This is a genomic window from Streptomyces sp. NPDC041191 (assembly GCF_055591945.1).
In genome coordinates, this window is record NZ_JBVIZC010000003.1 from 502,935 (window position 1) to 520,580 (window position 17,646).

Sequence of the window (17,646 nt, forward strand, 5' to 3'; positions counted from 1 at the left end):
CGTGCGGAACGGCGGGGCGGGAACGGCCGGTCAGAACGGCAGGTTCGCCACGACCGGGTTGGGCATCGGGACGGTCGAGGTGACGAAGGACGGGGCGTTGACGACTGCCTGGGTCACCGCCGACACCTTGAACTTCGCCCCCGCCTTGATGTCCACGCCCAGCCCCGCGCTCAGCTCGATCCGGCCCACCGCCGAGAGCTTCAGGTCCGTCCCCGACTCGACCGTGACGCCCCGGGCGCCCGTGATGGTGACCGTGCCGTCGCTGTCGATGGTCAGGGTGGTGCGGGCCTCGTTCAGCTCGACGCTCAGGCCCCCCTTCGAGGTGCGCAGCCGGATGCCGTGCGAGGCGCGCGTCCGGCCGCCCTCCTCGCGCAGCTCCACCGTGTGGCCGGTGCGGGACGTCAGGGCACGCCACTGCACCCGCCCGCTCGTCGGATCGACGGGCGGGACCCGGTCGGTGGCCGGGGTGTGCCGGTCGATGCCGTTGTAGAGCCCGGCCAGGACGTACGGGTGCTCCAGGGAGCCCCGGTCGAAGGCGCACAGCACCTCGTCGTCCACCTCCGGCAGGACCAGCCCGCCGCCCCCGCGCCCGCCGAGCTGCGCCACCCGGCACCAGCCGCTCTCGTACGTCGCCGACAGCCACGGGAAGCGCAGCCGGACCCGGCCGAGGGAGAGGGGGTCCTTGGTGTTGGTGACCAGCGCGACCGCCACGCCCGGCATGGGCGGCGCCGGTTCGCCGCCGCCCGAGGCCGTCCCGTACAGCGAGCGGAACTGCCGGCCCGACACGGTCAGCCAGGTGGTGAACTGCCGCCCGGAGGCGAAGACATGACGCACCCCGGTCGCGGTGTACCGGCCCTCGAAGGGGAAACCCGCGCCCTTCACGGCCACCGGCTGCCCCGGCTTCAGCGCCGGGTTGCCCGTGACGGCGACCTCCACCTCCGCGAACGAGCCGGTGACGTCGTCGGCGAGCGCCGCGGCCGCCTGGCTCACCTCCGACTGGGTCGTGAACGGCGTTCCCGTGGCGGCGAGTTCGGACGCGCCGAAGAGCGCGGACAGCTGCGCCGGGGTGATGTCGGAGACGATGTCCCGGCTCGTCGCGGCCGGCGTCGGCGCGGTCAGCGCCTGCTTGGTGCGCGGGTCCCAGCCCCGCACGTCGACCTTCCCGACCTGCCCGGCGGCGGTCACCGACACCCGGCTGTGCAGCGTGTTGGACCCGAAGTCCAGGACGTACGGGCTGGCGGCGGCCGGCGTGGTGTCGGAGGGCGCGGTGGAGGCCGGCGGCAGCGCGGCGAAGACGAGCCGACCCGCCGGGTCCAGGGACAGCCGGACGTCGTTCTCCCGCGCGAGCCGGGACAGGAAGTCCCAGTCCGTGATGTTCGGCTGGGTCGCCAGCTCGTACACGGTCGGCGTGGCGTCGACCTTGCCGATCGGGATGCGGTTGAGCCCGGCGAGCCTCCGCACGATGTCGGAGGCCGTCATGTTCGGGTAGCCCTCGACGCGCCGGTTGCGCAGCAGCCGGTGGCCCGGGTCGTAACCGCGCAGGATCAGGTACCGGCCGTGGCCCGGCGCCGCGTCCACCTCGACGGCCGTGACCTCCCCGGTCAGCATGGGCTCGCCGAGCCGCCCGTCGGTGAACGGCGAGAGCACCGCCATCGCCCCGACCTTGAGGTACGGGAACTTCTCGGTGAGGGTGCCGTCCTTGTCGCTGAACGTCAGCTGGAACGCGGACGGGACGTTGACGCTGGCGTCCACCCAGCCCTCGGTGAGCCGGACCGCGAGCGGGTCCGGCAGCGGCGTGCCGTCGAGCTGCACGTGGAGGACGGTGGTGAAGGTCTTCTCGCTCATGGGGCGCCCTGGGTCTCCGGCATGTCGGTGGTGGACGGGAGCAGCAGTTCCGTGCCGGGGCGCAGCCGCATCGGGTCGTCGATGCCGTTGGCCTCGGCGATGGCCCGCCACCGGGTCGCGTCGCCGTACTCCCGCCAGGCGAGGGAGGCGAGCGAGTCCCCGGCGACCGTGCGGTGCGCGCGGCGCGCCGAGAGCGCGCCGGAGGTCGGGTTCTGCTTCTTGGTCGCGGTGGCGACCTCGGTGAGGGAGAGCGAGCAGGCGGCGCGGATCGGTATGCCACTGGGGCTGAAGAGGGTGTACGTCGCGGAGACCGAGGTCACGTACGCGACGAACTGCACGGTCGAGAACGACCCCCAGGAGAACTCCACCCACGGCGGCGACGGCGCCTTCGCGTCGATGCTCTGCCGGGTCACCTCGCAGCAGGACAGCAGGAGTTCGACCTGCTGCTGCACGTCGTTCGAGGAGGGGTCGTCGGACCGGTCCAGGAACACGTCGAGCTGGAGCCGGGCCGGCTCGCTGCCGGTGAACTTCGGCGGCGCGCCGCGGGTGTACGCGACGGCCGGTTCGGTGTGCCACTTCGCGGACCGGCTCAACTGGAGCTGTTCCGGGTTGAACTGGAACTTCACCTCCCCGATCCGGCCGCCCATGGAACCGCCGAGGTCCGTCGGCGGCTGGTGGATGGAGAGCGAGGCGCGCGAGAGACCGCGGGCCACGCCCATGAGGGGAGCCATCTCAGGCGCCTCCCGCGTCGGTGAAGCCGTGGTGCGCGATCTCCAGCGTCTCGGTGGCCACCGCCGGACTGGCCGGGTCGAGCGTCGGCCCCGTCCAGCGGACCGGCAGCACCTCGACCAGGCCCCACTGGGCGACCGTCGACCCGTCCGCGCGCAGGGCCGCGATCTGCGCCGTCGGGCGGGTGATCCCGGTCGCGAGCGACGAGATCCAGGTGGCGACCTTGGCGGTGTCGGCGGTGAGGGGGCGGGAGAGGCGGATCGTGGAGAAGGTGACACGGGTCGGGAGCTGCCAGACGAAGCCGTTGTTGCCGCCCTCCCGGCGCTGCTCCACCTCCACCTCGGAGGAGAGGCCGTCACAGCCGTTGAACAGGCCGAGGTCCTGGCCGTCGATCGTGAGCTTGAAGAAGACGGTGGACGCGGGGTCCGGCTGGGTGGGCATGAGGCGGTTCTCTCGGGTCGGCGGTGCGGGAAGGGACGGGGCGGAGGGCCGGGACGGACGGGCGGGCCGGGTTCCGGCGGTCAGTGACCGTGGTCCCGGAGGCGGCCCACCCGCTCGCGGTCGGCGCGGAGTTCGGCGCGCAGGAGCCGCGAGAGGGGAGTGACCAGGCGACGGGCCAGCTCGTCGAGCTGCGTGGGCGACGCTGTGTCGGGAGCGGCTTCCGCATCGCGCTGCACCGAGGGCGGTGCAGACGCGGTGCGGGCGACGGGAGTGGGGTCGGTCGGGGCGGAGGGGGCGCCGGGAGCGGCCGGGGGCCGCCGGGACGCCGTCCGCTGGAGCGGGGCGGGGGCGGGGGCAGGTGCCGGCGTGGGCGCGGTCTCGGGGTCGTTCCGGCGCTGTACGACCACCGGCCGCGCGACCGGCCCGGCGGGGGCGGGCGCGGAGAGGGGGACGACGGGCCGGGGGGCCGGGGAGGAGGGGACGGCGCGCTGGACGGCGGGTGCGGGCGTGCGCGGGGAGAGGGGGACGACGGGCCGGGGCGCGGTGGGAGCGCCGGAAGCGGCGCGGGGAGCGGGAGCGGTGAGGGGAGCCGGGGCCGGGGCGGCGAGGGGCGCGGAGCGGTGCGGGGCGCGGGGGCCGGGAGCCGTGTTCGCGGGGGCGGGAGCGCCCGGGAGGCCCGGGGCGTCCGGGAGACGCGGGGTCAGCGGGCGGCCGGTGGCCAGCGGGAGCGAGACACGCCGCTGGACCGGGGGAGTGGAGGAGCGGGGGAGGCCGGCGGGGGTGACCAGGGGGACGGAGAGCCCGGCGGGCGCCGTGGAACCGCCCGGGGACCGGCGTCCGGGCGCCGGGGCCGGCTCCTGGCCGGAGGCGCGGGAGGGTTCCCCGGCGCGCGGTGCGGCGGGCGCCGGCCGGGACGGGGCGGGAACGGGCGTGCGCGACGCCTCCGGAAGGCCCGCTCCGGGGGCGCCGGGCGCGGCGGCCCGGGAGGACCGCTGGACCGGGCCCGGGAGGGGGCCGGTGCCGGGGGAGCGCGGTGCGGCCGGGGCGGGCGCGGGCGGTACGGGGGCGGCCGGAGGCGCGGCAGGGGTGGACGGAGGCGGTACGGGGACGGTCGGAGGCGCGGCAGGGGTGGACGGAGGCGGTACGGGGACGGTCGGGGACGCGGCCGGGGTGGACGGAGGCGGTGTCGCCGGGGAGACCGTGGCGCGCTGGACGGGGGCGGCCCCGGCGGGACCGGGGGCCGTGGCCGGCCGCGTGAGGGGCGCCCCGATCGGGGAGCGCCGCGGCACGGGGTTCGTTCGCGCCGCCGGTACGTCGCCTGTGGTGCGCCGCACGGGGGCGCCGAGTCCGGGCCGGGCGGGGGACGGGGTGGCCGGGGACGGCGCAGAGGCCGTCGGGGTGGCCGGGGACGGGGCAGGGGCGGCCGGGGCGTGCGGAGCCTGTGGGGCGGCCGGGTTCTCCCGGAGCGGCTGGACGGACGGATGCGCGGGGGCGGCGCCGGTCGCCGGGCCGGTGCGGCGGGGCGGGGCCGTCTTCGCGGTCCGGACCATCGGATGCGCGGAGGCCGTCGGGTGTGCGGGAGGCGCGCCGGGCGCCGGGCTCGGGTGCGCGGACGGGCCCGTCGGCGGGGTCCCGGGAGCCGGGTGCGCCGAGGCGGGTGCCGGGCTCTTCTGGACGGCCGGGCGTACGGGAGCGGCGCCGGGCGCCGGGTTCGTCCCGGCGGACGGAGCCGCCTGCGGGGCCCGCCCCGCCGGGCGCACGGAAGTGTCCGAAGGCGTCGGGGACACGGGCGGGGCGGCGGGCGCCGCGCTCTTCGGTGCCGACGGGGACAGGGGCGAAGGGGTGGGGGCCGGACTCTTCGGAGCCACGGGCGGGATGACGGACGCCGGGCTCTTCGGCGCCGTCGGAGCCACGGGCGGAGTGGCGGACGCCGGGCTCCCCGGAACCGACGGGGTCACGGGCGGAGTGGCGGACGCCGGCCTCTTCGGGGTCTGCGGAGACGCCGGGGACCCGGATGCGGAAGGAGCGACGGGCTCCGGACCCGGCTTCCTCTGGACGGCCGGAGCCGGCCGGGCGGCCGGGGACGACGGAGACTTCGCCGGCGCGGGCGCGGTGTTCCCGGCCGCCGGGCGCGCGGACGCGGCCGGGGACGCGGTGGGGGCCGGGGCCTTCCGGTCCGCCGGGTCGGTCCGGGGGGCCGGGGCGGCGTGACGCGCAGGCGCGACCGGAACGGCCGGCGGTGCAGGTGCCGGGCCCGGCGCGGGTGCCTGGGGCGCGGAGGCCGTCGTGCTCCAGTCCGCTCCGGGGGCGCGCCGCGAACGGCGCACGGCGGGGCGCCGCTGGACCGGAGCGCCCGGCGTGCCGCCGGAAGTCCCGGGCCCCGCGGGGGAGTCGGGGCCCGGGACGATCTGGGGCCGTTCGGCGGCCGGGGGTTCCGGTGCGACGGCGGGCCGTGCGGCCGTGGGCGTCCCCCCGGCCGCGGGTGCGGGCGAGGGCGCCGGGAGGGCGGGGCGGGGAGCGCCCGCCGGGGTCAGGAGGCGCGATGCCCGGACGGGCGGGGCGGAGACCAGCGGCGAACGCCGTGCGGGCCTTCCGCCGGTGGGGCCGGGAGTTCCCGCCACGGCCCCCCGCGCGGGGGTCACCGGGAGACGGGCCGGAGCGCTCCCGGACGCGGCGGCACGCTGGACGGACGGGGACGCGCCGGAGGAGCCCCCCGCGCGCACCGGGCCGTCACCCCGTACCGGAGCGGCGGTCCCGCCCCGGACCGCGCGCGGCCCTCCGGCCCCGCCGGCCGGGTCCGGGCCGGCGTCCGGTCCCGCGTCCGTGCCCGGGGCGACGGACCGTGCCACCGGCAGCCGCAGTCCCGGCAGTTCGGGGGCGGCGCTGCCGGCGGCCGGGCGGACGGTCCGCGCCGCGTCAAGCAGGACGCCGGCCGGGGCGTCCGGGAGGGTGCCGTGGCCCAGGTCGCTCTGGAAGGACGGGTTCCAGTGGGTCGCGAGGGAGGAGGCGAAGCCGTGCTCCGCCACGGTGCGCGGCGCGTCGAGGACCCGCCGCACCGGCGGCAGCGCCCGCCACGCGTCGCCGGACGCCGTCCCGGGGGCCGCGCTCCCCGGGGAAGCACCCGCCTCCACGGGAGCGTCCGCCCCCGTACCGCGCGGCTTCCGCGTCCGCCACTTCTCGAACATTCCCACCGTCTCCGACCTCCCTTCCCGTCCTGCCCCTGCTCCGGCCCGAGGGCCCCGACCGCGTCCCCGGTCCCGGCCCTACGCCTGCGACCGCTCCACCAGCGACGCCACCTGTGCCACGTAACGGCGCCGGTCCGCGTGCTCCAGGTCGAGGATGGCGTCCATGCCCCAGTGGAAGTGGAAGGCGAGGTACGCGGTCTCCTCCTCGATCCGGTCGGCCGCGTACGTCACGATTCCCCCAGGCGGCTCCCGGCCAGCTCGACCTCGAAGGACTCCTCGCAGTGCGGGCACGCGACGGCGGCCCTGGTGTGGCCCTCCGCGTTGATCTGCCGGTAGAAGTCCTGGAGGAACGCCAGGTCGGAGGCGAACATGTTCTCCACCGTCCCGTCGTGGACCGACGGGAGCGTGCCCAGCCGGGTGATGACCCGGCCGAGCAGCACCACGGACAGGTACGCCGGGTTCTCGCGGACCCGGATGTCCCGCAGCGGGACCAGCTCGTCCCTGGCCGTGGCCAGCCGCATCGCCCCGTTGCGGTGCACGGTGCCCGCCTCGTCGACGAACCCGCGCGGCAGCTCGAACTCGAACTCCGTACGGAGCGGCTCGTGTGGGCGGTCCTGCTGCGTTCCCGCCGATCCCTCGCGTCGCATCAGCCGAGCGTCAGCTCTTCGAAGGTGATGGTGACCTGCTCGGTCAGGGCCGCCGCGTCACCGGCCTTGGTCGCGCTCAGCTCCACCTTGGTGCACCAGGCGTTGCGGAGGTTGTACCGCTTCACCTCGTTGAGCTGGTAGTCCAGGAAGATGATGGACGCGTCCTTGCGGGCCGAGCCCATGTCGCCGGCGATGGAGGACGAGATCCACTCGGTGAAGGCGGCGGACTGCGTGGCACCACGGGTCACCGTGCACTCGCCGGCCTTCTTCACGCCGGGGAGCTTCTTGATGATCGGCTTGCCGTCGGCCGAGACCTGCTGGAACTCGATGACGTCCTGCTCCATCGAGAGGCTGCTGACCTCCTGCAGGGTCTCGACCATCACACCGTCGATCTGCAGGCCGAAATTGTGGGTGGTGAGGGCGTCACCGGTGTCGAGGGACATGAGGGGTCACTCCTGTTCGGGTGGGAACCGCGGGGCCGGCTCGCGACGGCCCCGCACGGTTCCGCGGAGGGGTGGGGCGGGGGAGGGGTGCGGGTGGGGCGGCGGGGCGGAGGTCTACTCCTCCAGCTCGCCGCCACCGCCCTGGAACTGCGCCAGGCGGAAGACCACGAACTCGGCGGGCTTCACCGGGGCGATGCCGATCTCGCAGATCACGCGGCCGAGGTCGATCGACTCCGGCGGGTTGGTCTCCGCGTCGCACTTCACGTAGAAGGCGTCCTCGGCGCGCTGGCCGAACAGGGCGCCCTGGCGCCACTCGTTGACCAGGAACGCGGAGATGTTGCGGCGGATGCGGGCCCACAGCGACTGGTCGTTGGGCTCGAAGACGACCCACTGGGTGCCGACCAGGATCGACTCCTCCAGGTAGTTGAAGTAGCGGCGGACGTTCAGGTACCGCCACGCCGGGTCGGACGCGAGGGTGCGCGCGCCCCACACCCGGATGCCCCGGCCCGGGAAGGCGCGGATGCAGTTCACGCCGATCGGGTTGAGCAGGTCCTGCTCGCCGCGCGTGATCTGGAGCTCCAGGTCGACCGCGCCGCGCACGATCTCGTTGGCGGGGGCCTTGTGGACACCGCGCTCCGAGTCGTTGCGGGCCCAGACGCCGGCCATGTGGCCGGACGGCGGAACCGTGCGGGTCTGGCCGGTCGCCGGGTCGAACGACTTGATCCACGGGTAGTAGAGGGCCGCGTACCGGGAGTCGTAACCGGCGACCTCCTGGCGCCACTTGCGGACGTCGCGGGCGTTCAGGGCGGGCGGCGGGTCGAGGATCGCCATCCGGTCGCCCATCAGCTCGCAGTGCGCGATGAGGCCGAGCTGCACGGCCTTGACCTGCTCCAGGTCGATGAGGCCCTGCTGGTAGGCGGCCATCAGGTCCGGCACGGCGACCATGTTGATCTCGTCCAGCGCCTCCAGACCGCCGAAGCCGGTGCGGTCGGCGGAGTCGCCGATGAACTGCCCGGACTCCAGCGCGGCGGGACCCGCCGTTTGCGCCACGGCCGGCACGGGGGCCTGCGCCGGCGGGGCGAGGGTGACGGCCTGCGCGTCGGGCCTGGTGAGCTGCCCGCCCGCCGCGGCCTCCTCCAGGACGATGGTCCTGGAACGCTGCTTGACCTGCGTGACGACGTAGTTGCGGGCGCTCTTCTTCGCGGAGGCGTCGAAGCTCTCGACGACCTTCTCGCCGTCCTTGACGACCAGCTTGAAGCGCTCGGTCTCGCCCTCGACGTCCTGCACCTCGACGGTGAGCGCCCCGCCGGCCTCGGTCCCGGCCGTCAGGGCGGCGACCCGGAAGGAGCCGAGCGCCACGGCCTCGCCGGCCACCAGCTCGCGCGGCGCGTCGGCGGCGACGGCCTGTGCGGCGCCCTGGGCGTCCCCGCCGCCGACGCGCACGACGTACGCGGCGCTGCCCCCGTTGTTGAAGAAGCCGTACACGGAGTGGGCGAGGTAGTACCCGTCCGTGAAGTCCCCGAACGCCGCCACGTACTGGGACCAGTTGGTCACCAGGACCGGCTCGTTGAGCGGCCCGGCGGGCGCGAGCCCGACGAACGCGGCGACGGAGGTCCCGACCCCCTCGATGGGGCGGGAGCCGCTGGCGACTTCCTCGACGTAGACGCCGGGGGACAGGTACGTGGGCATGGGTGTGGTGCTCCTAGGAAGTGAGGGGCGGTTCAGGGGTTCGGGACGATTTCCCCGGGCCGTGCGGTGTTTCCCGGAAAGGGCGTCCGTGCCGGGCGGTCGTCCCGGACCGTCCTCGTGACGCCGTGGCGCGCCGCCCTCATCCCGCTTGCCCTCCCCCGCGTTCCCGGCCGGTGGTCGTACGCTTCCGACTCTCGCCGGACTCCACCGCCGCGACCAGGGAAGAAGGGGCGCTCACGAGGGCAGTGGCGGTTGCCCTCGCGGACACCGCCCTCCGCTCGCACGCCCGCGGAGGACCACCGGGCCCGGGAGGGCCGGGGTGCGGGGACGACGGGGGCCTCCGCCTCCACCGCCCGTACGCACCGGTTCCCGCGAACCGGGCCGTACGAACCGGGTCGCGGAACCCGGCCCGTGCGAACCGGGCCGTACGGACCGGCCCGTACCCACAGGACGAGACTGCCGGGCGGGCCGGCGGGCGGGGAGGCGCGCGCGGGAAACCCCGGGGGCAGGCCCCGGTGCCCTTTCGCCCGGTCGTCCAGGGGGTTCCCGCGCGCCCGGGGCGGGTAGGCGTGCCCTCGGCACCGGCACCGGCACCGGCACCGGCACCGGCACCGGCCGGGCACGGGCTTCGGCGCCGACGCCCGCCACGTGCCTCCGTTTCGCGGGGCGGTCCGGCCGGAGCCGTACGGCCGGGCGGGGGAACCCCCTTGGTGGCGCGGCCCGCGCGTGTAAAGGTACGACCCGGGGGCACGCCCCGGTCACGGCCGCAACCGCCCCCCGGATCGCTCCGGAGCGCGCGGAGGCACGCCGCGCTGCCCCCGAACAGGTACGTTCGGGCAACCGGACGCCGCCCCTTCGCCCCTAGCCTTCGCCCATGACCATGTGGACCTCTCTGGACCCGGCCGAGGTGACCGTCGAGCCAGGGGCCCGGACCTCCGCCCGCCTGCGGGTGCGGAACACCGGCGACACCGTCGAGGAGTACCGGCTCTCCCTGGTGGGCAGGCCCGCGGGCTGGTCCCGGGTGGAGCCCGACGTCCTGCGCCTCTACCCGGGCGGCGAGGGGACCGCCGAGATCTCGTTCGCCCCGCCCCGCTCCTCGGACGTGGAGGCCGGGCCCGTCGCGTACGGCGTCCGTGTCGATCCCCGGGAGAACTCCGGCGCCCGCGACGTGGTGGAGGGGCGGCTCACCGTCACCCCCTTCACCGAGACGCGCGCCGAAGTGCTGCCGCCCGCGCTCTTCGGCCGCTTCCGCGGGCGCGCCCGCATCGCCGTGGACAACCTCGGCAACACCCCGCTGACCGCCTCCCTGGTGGTGCGCGACGAGGCGAACCGGCTCACCTTCGACGTACGGCCGAACGCCGTGCAGATCGCCCCGGGCCGGGCCGCCTTCGGCGAACTCGTGGTGCGGCCCCAGGCCGTGCGGTGGACCGGCTCGGAGGAGTCGCACCGGTTCACCGTCGCCGTCCGGCGGGCGGGCGACGACACGGCCCTCGACCTCGACGCCACCTTCGACCAGCGCCCCGTGTTCGGGACCTGGCTGGTGGTGGCGGGCGGACTCCTGATGACCGCCGTGATCGCCTTCGTCGCGCTCTGGCTCGGCTTCTCCCCGAAGGTCGTCAGCGCGGCCAAGGACCTCGCGGCGACGGGCGCGCCCCGCCCCGCCCCGCAGGGCGACGGGACGGCGCTCCCCGCGGCGCCCCCGCCCCCGGAGGGCGTCCCCACGCCCGGCGGGAACCAGCCCGGCGGGGGAACCCCGCCGCCGGTGGGCGGGGGGACGCCGCCGCCCGCCGGGGGGGACCCCGGTACGGGCGCCCTGCCGGGCGGTGCACCGACCGGGGAGCCGGCCGGGGGCGGACCGGCCCCCGGCGGAGCGGCTCCCGGCGGGTCCGGCAACGGCGGTGCCAACGGCGGGGGTTCGGGAAGCGGGGGCGGCGCGCAGCCCCCGGCCCCGCCCGCTCCCTCCGTGACCGTGCCGCCGTGGAAGGCCGGATACCCGAAGGACGACGTCGTCGCGTTCGCGCAGGCACGTCTCGCGGCCCTCGGCAGCAAGAACCGCTGCACGCTCAGGCCGCCCTGGACCAGCGGCGTGATCGACGGCCCGACCCGGGCGTCCCTCGCCTGCTACCAGCACCTCGTCGTCGACACCGGCAAGGAGACGAACCAGAACTCCGCCGCGATCTTCAAGACCGACAAGGAGGGCGAACTCGGCCGCGCCACCCTCACCTCGCTCTGGGTCCAGGGAGTCGTGGCCGGGAACCTGAAGTCCGGCAGCAGCAGCTGGGACACCACCCGGGTGGTGGCGGCCTTCTGGTGGGCGTACAACCGCGAGCACAGTCCCGCGGACCTCACGCGGGACCGCGGCTACGCCCGGCAGGGCACCGCCTACTTCACCACCGGGAAGACGGAGCCCTCCCGCTACGACGACAACGTCACCCGGTACGTCGGCCTGTACCAGCAGGCCGTCGGCCTGCCCGCCACCGGCGTCGTCGACGGGCCGACGCTCCACCGGATGCGCGGCGGCAGCGTGATGTGATCCGGGAGCGGGGCGACCCGTCCCGGACCGGAGGAGGGGGCCACCCGCACGGGTGGCCCCCTCCTCACGTCCGCTCCCCGGCCGGCCGTCACGGGGCCCAGGGCAGGCCCGCGTCCGGCACCAGCCGGCCCGCCTTGCGGTACTCGCGCCGCGCCCCCGCCCGTACGTCCGCGCCGGTCACCGCCGAGCCGCGGGCCGCCGCCAGGTAGCCGGCCGTCACCGCGGCCGACCGGATCGCGCCGCCCGCCAGCTCGAACTCCCGGGCGCAGCGGTCGATCTCCGCGTCCACGTCCGCCTCCCTCGGCGCCCCCGCCAGGCAGGAGTGCCAGAGCGAGACCCGCTGCCCGGGATCGGGGAACGGGAACTCCACGACCAGGTCGAGCCGGCGCGTGAACGCCTCGTCGATGTTGGCCCGGAGGTTGGTGGTGAGCACCGCGATCCCGTCGAACGCCTCCAGCCGCTGGAGCAGGTACGCACTCTCCAGGTTGGCGTACCGGTCGTGCGAACTCTTCACCTCCGAGCGCTTCCCGAAGACCGCGTCGGCCTCGTCGAAGAGCAGGACGCAGTCCGTGCGGTCCACCTCGGTGAAGATCCGCTCCAGGTTCTTCTCGGTCTCCCCGACGTACTTGTCGACCACCGACGACAGGTCCACCACGTAGAGGTCGAGGCCCAGTTCGCCCGCGACGACCTCCGCGCCGAGCGTCTTCCCGGTGCCCGACTCGCCGGCGAACAGCGCGACGACACCGCGTCCCCGGCCGCCCCCGGTCCGCAGCCGCCACTCGCCGAGCACCCGGTCCCGGTCGCGGGCCCGCCCGGTCAGCTCGCGCAGCAGCGCCAGCGGCTCCGGGGGCAGCACGAGATCGGCGAACCCCACGGCGGGCCGCACCCGCCGCGCGTGGCTGTCGAGCAGCGGCGCGGAGACCAGCCGGGCACTGCGCCGCACCTGCGCCGGATTCGGGCCGGCGCCCTCGAACGCGGCCAGCGCCCGCGCCGAGCGGGCCGCCCGGCGGATCTGGTCACCGCTGAGGCGGTACGGAGCGGTGACCTCCGCGAGATCGAACTCGCCCTCCAGAGGACCGAGTTCGCGCTGCCACAGGTCGTCGGGGGCCGTCGTGCCGTCCGGCGCGTCCAGCGCGAGCAGTTCGGCGTCCGGTGCCCACCGGGGGTCGGGTGCGTCGGTGCCCGCGAGGACCACGGTCACGGCGGACGAGGCCAGCGCGCGCACCAGCGGCCCCGGCCCCGCCGGCAGCGGCTCGACGACCACGGCGGCGCCGCGCAGCCGGGCCTCGCGCAGCAGCGCCCGCGCCACCGGGACGTCGACGGACTCCGGCCGGTACCGCAGCACGGGCCGTCCGGCGTCCCGCAGCGCGACCACCACGGAATCGGCCCCGGACCCGGGAACCCGCTCCCGCAGGTGCACGGTGACGGGCCCGGCGGCCGCGACCCGCGCCCCGACCGAGGCGGGCCCCGGAGGCGTCCCGGCGGTCTCGGGCGGCAGCAGCTCGACCCCCGCGCCGATCAGCGCGGCGTCGAGGCGGCCGTCGTCACCGAGGAGGTGCGCCACCACCCGTTCCGGCACGCGCAGCGCCCGTCCCGGCAGCGGCCGGTCCTCGTCCTCGACCTCCAGGAGTCCACCGGAACGCAGCGGCGCGGCCGGGTGGAAGCGGTCGCGGCCGGCCGGATCGTGGGGGCCGGTGCCCGCGAGGTCGAGGGCGAGCGCCACGGTGGCGCGGCGCCGGCCGACGTCGTCGTTGAGATAGCCGTAGAGCGTCTCGAACCCCCGGTCCACCTCGGGCGCGAGCGCCACGACGAGGAGGTGCGTATCGAGCGGGGAGAGCCCGAAGGCGCGCGCGAGCACGTCCGGCCGGTCCGTCCCGCCGGTGCCCGGCGGCACGACGCCCCCCTCCGGTACGGCCGGGGACGGACCCGCCGCGGCCCGGCGGGCCGTCTCCCCGGTGACGTACAGGCCCCGCAGCGGATCGCCCGCCGTGGGGTCCCCGGCGCTGCGGGCCTCCACGAGGGCGGCGACCCGCTCGCGCAGGGCGGCGATCCGTTCGAGCACGCCGCCCCCGACCGGGCGGTCCGCGTCCGTGGTGCCGGTGTCAGTGCCGGAGGCCATGCCCGTCCCCGTCCTTCCCGCCGGGAACCGCCGCTCCCGGCGCCGCCCCCGTCCGCCGCGCCATCCGGATCCCGGAGCCCTCCGGTACGCCGTCGATCCCGCGCACGATCAGGCCCGCGCCCTCGGTGACCGGCGGTGCCGGCTCGTGCACCGGGGCGACCGGGAACGGCGTGACCACCACGACGTCCAGGGACGGCTTGAGCTCGCCGCCCAGCGCCGACCAGATGTCCGCGAGCGACCGCGACTCGGCCGGCGGCATCGCGACCGAGAGCGGGAGGGCCGTGGCGATCGGGCGCACGGACTCTGGCACCGCGTCCCCCGACAGCGCCTCGTGGGGCAGCAGGAGGGCGAGCGCGCCCGCGAGCAGCCGGTGCTCGTCCTCGGGCCGCGAGGTCCAGGCGGTCACCAGGTACGAGAGCCGGAACCAGCGCGGAGGCCGGCGCAGGCGCGTCACGATCCCCCGGGCGTCCCGCTCGGCCAGCGTGCCCCCCTCGCGCCGCGTCACCTCCTCCCGGATGTCGTACAGGTAGGCGTTCAGGGTCGGTTCGTTGCGGCGGGCCGCCCAGTCGCGGGTCGGCGCGTCGAAGGCGACGTCGCCCGTGACGGCGGGGGCGAGGAGGCGGCGCAGCGCCTCGTCGATCTCGTGGATCATCAGATGTAGCCTTCGCGGAGCGCGTACGCGACGGCATGCGCCCGGTTGGTGAGCTGGAGGCGCGTCATCAGCGCGTGCAGGATGTTCTTCACGGTGCGTTCGGAGTAGGCGAGCTTCTCGCTGATCTGCCGGGTGTCCAGGCCCTCGGCGAGCAGCCGCAGGACGTCCACCTCGCGCGGGGCCATCCCGAAGAGCGGCGCCGTCCCGCCGGCCGCCGTGCCCGCCGCCGTCGCCCGCCGCAGCCGGCCCACCTGGTTCAGCAGGCGGCTGACCAGGTCCGGCGGCAGTTCTCCCTCGCCGCGCGCCGCGCTGTGCACGGCGCTCAGCAGCCGCTGTTCGGTGGCCTGGTGGCGCCAGATGATGGCGCGCACCCCGTACTCGACCACCGACAGCAGGTCCGGTTCGCGCAGCTCGCCCGCGACGAGGACGACGCGCTGGTCCCGGCCGCGCAGCAGGCGCCGCAGTTCGGCCGTGGTGGGGTCGTCGATCCGGTCCGCGAGCATCACGGCGACCGCGGGGGCGGAGGCGTTCCGTTCCCCGGCGCCCCCGGCGTCCCCGCCCCGCTCCCCGCCGTCCGGCTCCGGTACGACGTCCAGGGACGGCTGGTGCCGCAGGTGGCTGATCAGCCCGGCCCGGCTGAGCGGATCGGACGCGTGGACGGTCACCGTCACCCGTTTGGTGAACACTTCCGCTACCTGCCCCTTCTCACACGCCCCGGCCGCACGGGCGCGGTCGGGTGCCCGGGTACGGAGGACGAGACGGCCGCGCGGGTGTCCCCCGGCCGGCGTCCGGCACGGGGCGGTCCTCCGCGGTCTGGTGTCCGTGGCCGGCACGCCGGCCACGATGGTCCCCTCCACCTTGGCGCGCGGTGCTCACGTCCCGCTGCCGTCGCACTAACGCTCCACTGACGCCGTGATTCGGCCAACTGATTCGGGCCACGCTCCCTTTCCGGGCCCGGAGGCCGGCCGGGTGCCGCGTCACCGGTCCCGGTCCCGGCTCCGGTCCCGGCTCCGGTCCCGCTCCGGCGCTCCGGCGTCCCGGCGTCCCGGCGTCCCGGCGTCCCGGCGGAGGAGCGTGCCGCCTCCGCTTCCGGGAGCGCGGCACGCGGTTCTATGGTGGGCGGCGCAGATCGCGCGGACCGCGCGGTCCTCCGCGGGCACGCGTCCGATCCGGCGGCCATCCCGGCGGCGGGGTCGCACCCGCACGACACGAACGAGGAGTTCCATGGACATCGCCGGCTCCGCCGCTCTCGTCACCGGCGCCGCCTCCGGCCTCGGCGCCGCCACCGCCGCCGCGCTCGCCGCGCGCGGCGCCGCCGTCTACGGCCTGGACCTGGACAAGGCCGTGGCCGCCGCCGGACCGCTCCCCGAGGGCGTCCGGCTGCTCGCCGCCGACGTCACCGACGAGGAGCAGGTCCGCGCGGCCCTCGCCGCGATCGACGCCGACGGCGCCGTGCTGCGGCTCGCCGTGAACTGCGCCGGCATCGCCCCCTCCGCCCGCGTCCTGGGCCGCAAGGGACCGCACGACCTCGACCTGTTCCGCACGGTGCTCGACGTCAACCTGCTCGGCACGTTCAACGTGATGCGGCTCGCCGCCGAGGCCATCGCGCGGCACGAGCCCGACGAGCACGGACAGCGCGGCCTGGTGGTCAACACTGCCTCCATCGCCGCCTTCGAGGGTCAGGTCGGCCAGATCGCGTACGCCGCCTCCAAGGCGGGCGTCGCCGGCATGACCGTCACGGCCGCCCGTGACCTCGCGCAGTTCGGCATCCGGGTCGTCACCGTCGCCCCCGGCATCGTCGACACCCCGATGATGGCCGGATTCGGCGAGGACGTCCGGGCCGGGCTCGCCGCGAGCGTCACCTTCCCGCAGCGCCTCGCCCGTCCGGAGGAGTACGCCCGCCTCGTCACGATGGTCGTCGAGCACGACTACCTCAACGGCGAGACGATCCGCATGGATGGCGCGCTCCGCATGACCGCCCGCTGATCCTCCGTACCCCCGCGAGGGCACTGGGTGCCGCATTCCTCCGGCACCTAGTGCCGCGCCGAGTCCGCCCGGGTGTTAGGTTCGGGCCATGGGAACAGGGTCGACGAACTCCACGAAGCCCGCGATGCGGGACTCCCTCATCGCCGCGGCCTTCCAGCTCTTCCTGGAGCGGGGCTACGAGCAGACCACCGTGGACGACATCGTGACGCTCGCGGGCGTCGGCCGGCGGTCCTTCTTCCGGTACTTCCCGTCGAAGGAGGACGTGGTCTTCCCCGACCACGAGCAGTGCCTCGCCGACATGACCCGCTTCCTGGCGGCGAGCGCCGACTCCGACGACCCGGTGGCGCGCGTCTGCGACGCCGCCCGGCTCGTCATGCGGATGTACGCCGAGAACCCCACCTTCTCCGTCCAGCGCTACCGGCTCACCCGCGAGGTGACCGGTCTGCGGACGTACGAGCTGTCGGTGGTCTGGCGGTACGAGAAGACCCTCGGCGACCACCTGCGCGCCCGCTGGGCCGACCGCAGGGACGGCACCCTGCGCGCCAACGTGGTCGCGGCGGCCGTGGTCGCCGCCCACAACCACGCCCTGCGGCACTGGCTGCGCTCGGGCGGCGAGGGCGATCCGCTCGCGGCGGTGGACGGGGCCCTGGAGTTCGTGCGCGCCACCTGGGGGCCCGCCCCGGCCGCGGCCGCCGAGGAGACGGAGGACGTGGTCGTGGTGATCACCAAGCGGTCCACCCCGATGTGGCGCGTGGTGCGCGAGGTGGAGGCGAGCCTCGGCGAGGGCTGAGGGGCGCCGGGACGGAGCCGGGCGGGGGGGGCCGGACGGAGCCGGGCGGGGGCCGGGCGCGCCGGAACGGAGCCGGGCGGCATTCAGGGTTCTCGGTATCTTCAATTGAGGGAACTCAGGTCTTTATTTGATGGCACTCAGTGCCATATCTTTGCCTCGTGCACGGTCGAGCCGTCGAGTGCAAGGAGAAGGCATCGTGTTCCACACGGGATTGAGGAGCGGGACCGCCGTCCAGGCCGAGGAGTCGGCCCCCGACTCCGAGCTCTACTTCCAGCGCTGCCGCTGGTGCCACACCACCACGTTCCAGCGGCTGCTCTGTCCGACCTGCGGGTCGACCGACCTCGCGCCCGAACTCAGCGACGGAGAAGGCGTGATCTCCGTACGGCGCGGGGTCGCCGCCGCCGACGCGGACCTCTGGCCGGTGCACATGACGGAGGGCTTCGTGGTCCGCTGCCGGGTTGACGGACCGCTGCACGCGGTGCGGCCCGGGGTCCGGGTCAGGCTCGCGTCGGGCGTCGGCGTGTCCGGCCGCAGGCCGGTCGTCCGGCTCTGCGAGGAGGTTCCGCTCGACGGCTGGATGTGAGGGG

At 75.9% G+C, this 17,646-nt stretch carries 16 protein-coding genes; 5 read left to right on the plus strand and 11 right to left on the minus strand.

What is annotated here, in order from left to right; genetic code table 11:
• Positions 1-30: 30 nt before the first annotated feature.
• The 4 genes from ACZ6AQ_RS08400 to ACZ6AQ_RS08415 form a co-directional block, all read right to left on the minus strand.
• Entirely contained in the window at positions 31-1,845 is a 1,815-nt protein-coding gene (locus ACZ6AQ_RS08400; protein ID WP_468758443.1) for a VgrG-related protein, read from the minus strand.
• Positions 1,842-2,576, minus strand: a complete 735-nt coding sequence (locus tag ACZ6AQ_RS08405) for a CIS tube protein (RefSeq protein WP_388696215.1) — start codon at positions 2,574-2,576, stop codon at positions 1,842-1,844. Before ACZ6AQ_RS08405 ends, ACZ6AQ_RS08400 begins: the two co-directional genes overlap by 4 nt.
• Position 2,577: 1 nt before the next feature.
• Entirely contained in the window at positions 2,578-3,015 is a 438-nt protein-coding gene (locus tag ACZ6AQ_RS08410) for a phage tail protein (protein ID WP_388696214.1), read from the minus strand.
• 80 nt (positions 3,016-3,095) lie between these two features.
• The gene (locus ACZ6AQ_RS08415; RefSeq protein ID WP_468758445.1) at positions 3,096-3,251 is read right to left on the minus strand and encodes a hypothetical protein; all 156 of its coding nucleotides are present in this window, start codon (positions 3,249-3,251) and stop codon (positions 3,096-3,098) included.
• 1,528 nt (positions 3,252-4,779) lie between these two features.
• Here ACZ6AQ_RS08415 and ACZ6AQ_RS08420 point away from each other — a divergent pair.
• Positions 4,780-5,226 carry a hypothetical protein gene (locus ACZ6AQ_RS08420; RefSeq protein ID WP_468758446.1) on the plus strand — a complete coding sequence of 149 codons (447 nt, stop codon included), beginning with the start codon at positions 4,780-4,782 and terminating at the stop codon, positions 5,224-5,226.
• A gap of 1,052 nt (positions 5,227-6,278) precedes the next feature.
• Here the strand turns inward: ACZ6AQ_RS08420 and ACZ6AQ_RS08425 are convergent.
• The 4 genes from ACZ6AQ_RS08425 to ACZ6AQ_RS08440 form a co-directional block, all read right to left on the minus strand.
• Positions 6,279-6,431 (minus strand): DUF6760 family protein, encoded by a 153-nt coding sequence (locus ACZ6AQ_RS08425; protein WP_382505224.1) that lies wholly within the window; start codon positions 6,429-6,431, stop codon positions 6,279-6,281.
• Positions 6,428-6,847, minus strand: a complete 420-nt coding sequence (locus ACZ6AQ_RS08430; RefSeq protein ID WP_388696207.1) for a hypothetical protein — start codon at positions 6,845-6,847, stop codon at positions 6,428-6,430. Before ACZ6AQ_RS08430 ends, ACZ6AQ_RS08425 begins: the two co-directional genes overlap by 4 nt.
• The gene (locus tag ACZ6AQ_RS08435) at positions 6,847-7,290 is read right to left on the minus strand and encodes a phage tail protein (protein ID WP_388696204.1); all 444 of its coding nucleotides are present in this window, start codon (positions 7,288-7,290) and stop codon (positions 6,847-6,849) included. The genes ACZ6AQ_RS08430 and ACZ6AQ_RS08435 overlap by 1 nt, the downstream gene beginning before the upstream one ends.
• 114 nt (positions 7,291-7,404) lie before the next feature.
• Positions 7,405-8,979 (minus strand): phage tail sheath family protein, encoded by a 1,575-nt coding sequence (locus ACZ6AQ_RS08440; RefSeq protein WP_468758448.1) that lies wholly within the window; start codon positions 8,977-8,979, stop codon positions 7,405-7,407.
• A gap of 874 nt (positions 8,980-9,853) precedes the next feature.
• Here ACZ6AQ_RS08440 and ACZ6AQ_RS08445 point away from each other — a divergent pair.
• On the plus strand, positions 9,854-11,512 hold the full coding sequence (locus ACZ6AQ_RS08445) for a COG1470 family protein (protein ID WP_468758449.1): 1,659 nt from the start codon (positions 9,854-9,856) through the stop codon (positions 11,510-11,512).
• A gap of 88 nt (positions 11,513-11,600) precedes the next feature.
• Here ACZ6AQ_RS08445 and ACZ6AQ_RS08450 read toward each other — a convergent pair whose 3' ends face one another.
• Genes ACZ6AQ_RS08450 through ACZ6AQ_RS08460 form a run of 3 tightly spaced genes read right to left on the minus strand, consistent with a single transcriptional unit; the run spans position 11,601 to position 14,969 of the window.
• Complete coding sequence (locus ACZ6AQ_RS08450; RefSeq protein ID WP_468758450.1) at positions 11,601-13,631, minus strand: ATP-binding protein; 2,031 nt, start codon at positions 13,629-13,631, stop codon at positions 11,601-11,603.
• Positions 13,615-14,283, minus strand: a complete 669-nt coding sequence (locus ACZ6AQ_RS08455) for a Pvc16 family protein (RefSeq protein WP_468758452.1) — start codon at positions 14,281-14,283, stop codon at positions 13,615-13,617. Before ACZ6AQ_RS08455 ends, ACZ6AQ_RS08450 begins: the two co-directional genes overlap by 17 nt.
• On the minus strand, positions 14,283-14,969 hold the full coding sequence (locus ACZ6AQ_RS08460) for a helix-turn-helix transcriptional regulator (RefSeq protein WP_468758453.1): 687 nt from the start codon (positions 14,967-14,969) through the stop codon (positions 14,283-14,285). Before ACZ6AQ_RS08460 ends, ACZ6AQ_RS08455 begins: the two co-directional genes overlap by 1 nt.
• Before the next feature lie 538 nt (positions 14,970-15,507).
• Here ACZ6AQ_RS08460 and ACZ6AQ_RS08465 point away from each other — a divergent pair.
• From ACZ6AQ_RS08465 to ACZ6AQ_RS08475, 3 genes are all read left to right on the plus strand, one after another.
• Positions 15,508-16,269: an SDR family NAD(P)-dependent oxidoreductase gene (locus tag ACZ6AQ_RS08465; RefSeq protein WP_468758455.1), complete on the plus strand. Its 762-nt coding sequence runs from the start codon at positions 15,508-15,510 to the stop codon at positions 16,267-16,269.
• 88 nt (positions 16,270-16,357) lie between these two features.
• Positions 16,358-17,059 carry a TetR/AcrR family transcriptional regulator gene (locus ACZ6AQ_RS08470; protein ID WP_388696189.1) on the plus strand — a complete coding sequence of 234 codons (702 nt, stop codon included), beginning with the start codon at positions 16,358-16,360 and terminating at the stop codon, positions 17,057-17,059.
• A 196-nt stretch (positions 17,060-17,255) separates the two neighbouring features.
• Positions 17,256-17,642, plus strand: coding sequence for a zinc ribbon domain-containing protein (locus ACZ6AQ_RS08475; RefSeq protein ID WP_388696186.1), 387 nt, complete (start codon positions 17,256-17,258; stop codon positions 17,640-17,642).
• Positions 17,643-17,646: the final 4 nt, after the last annotated feature.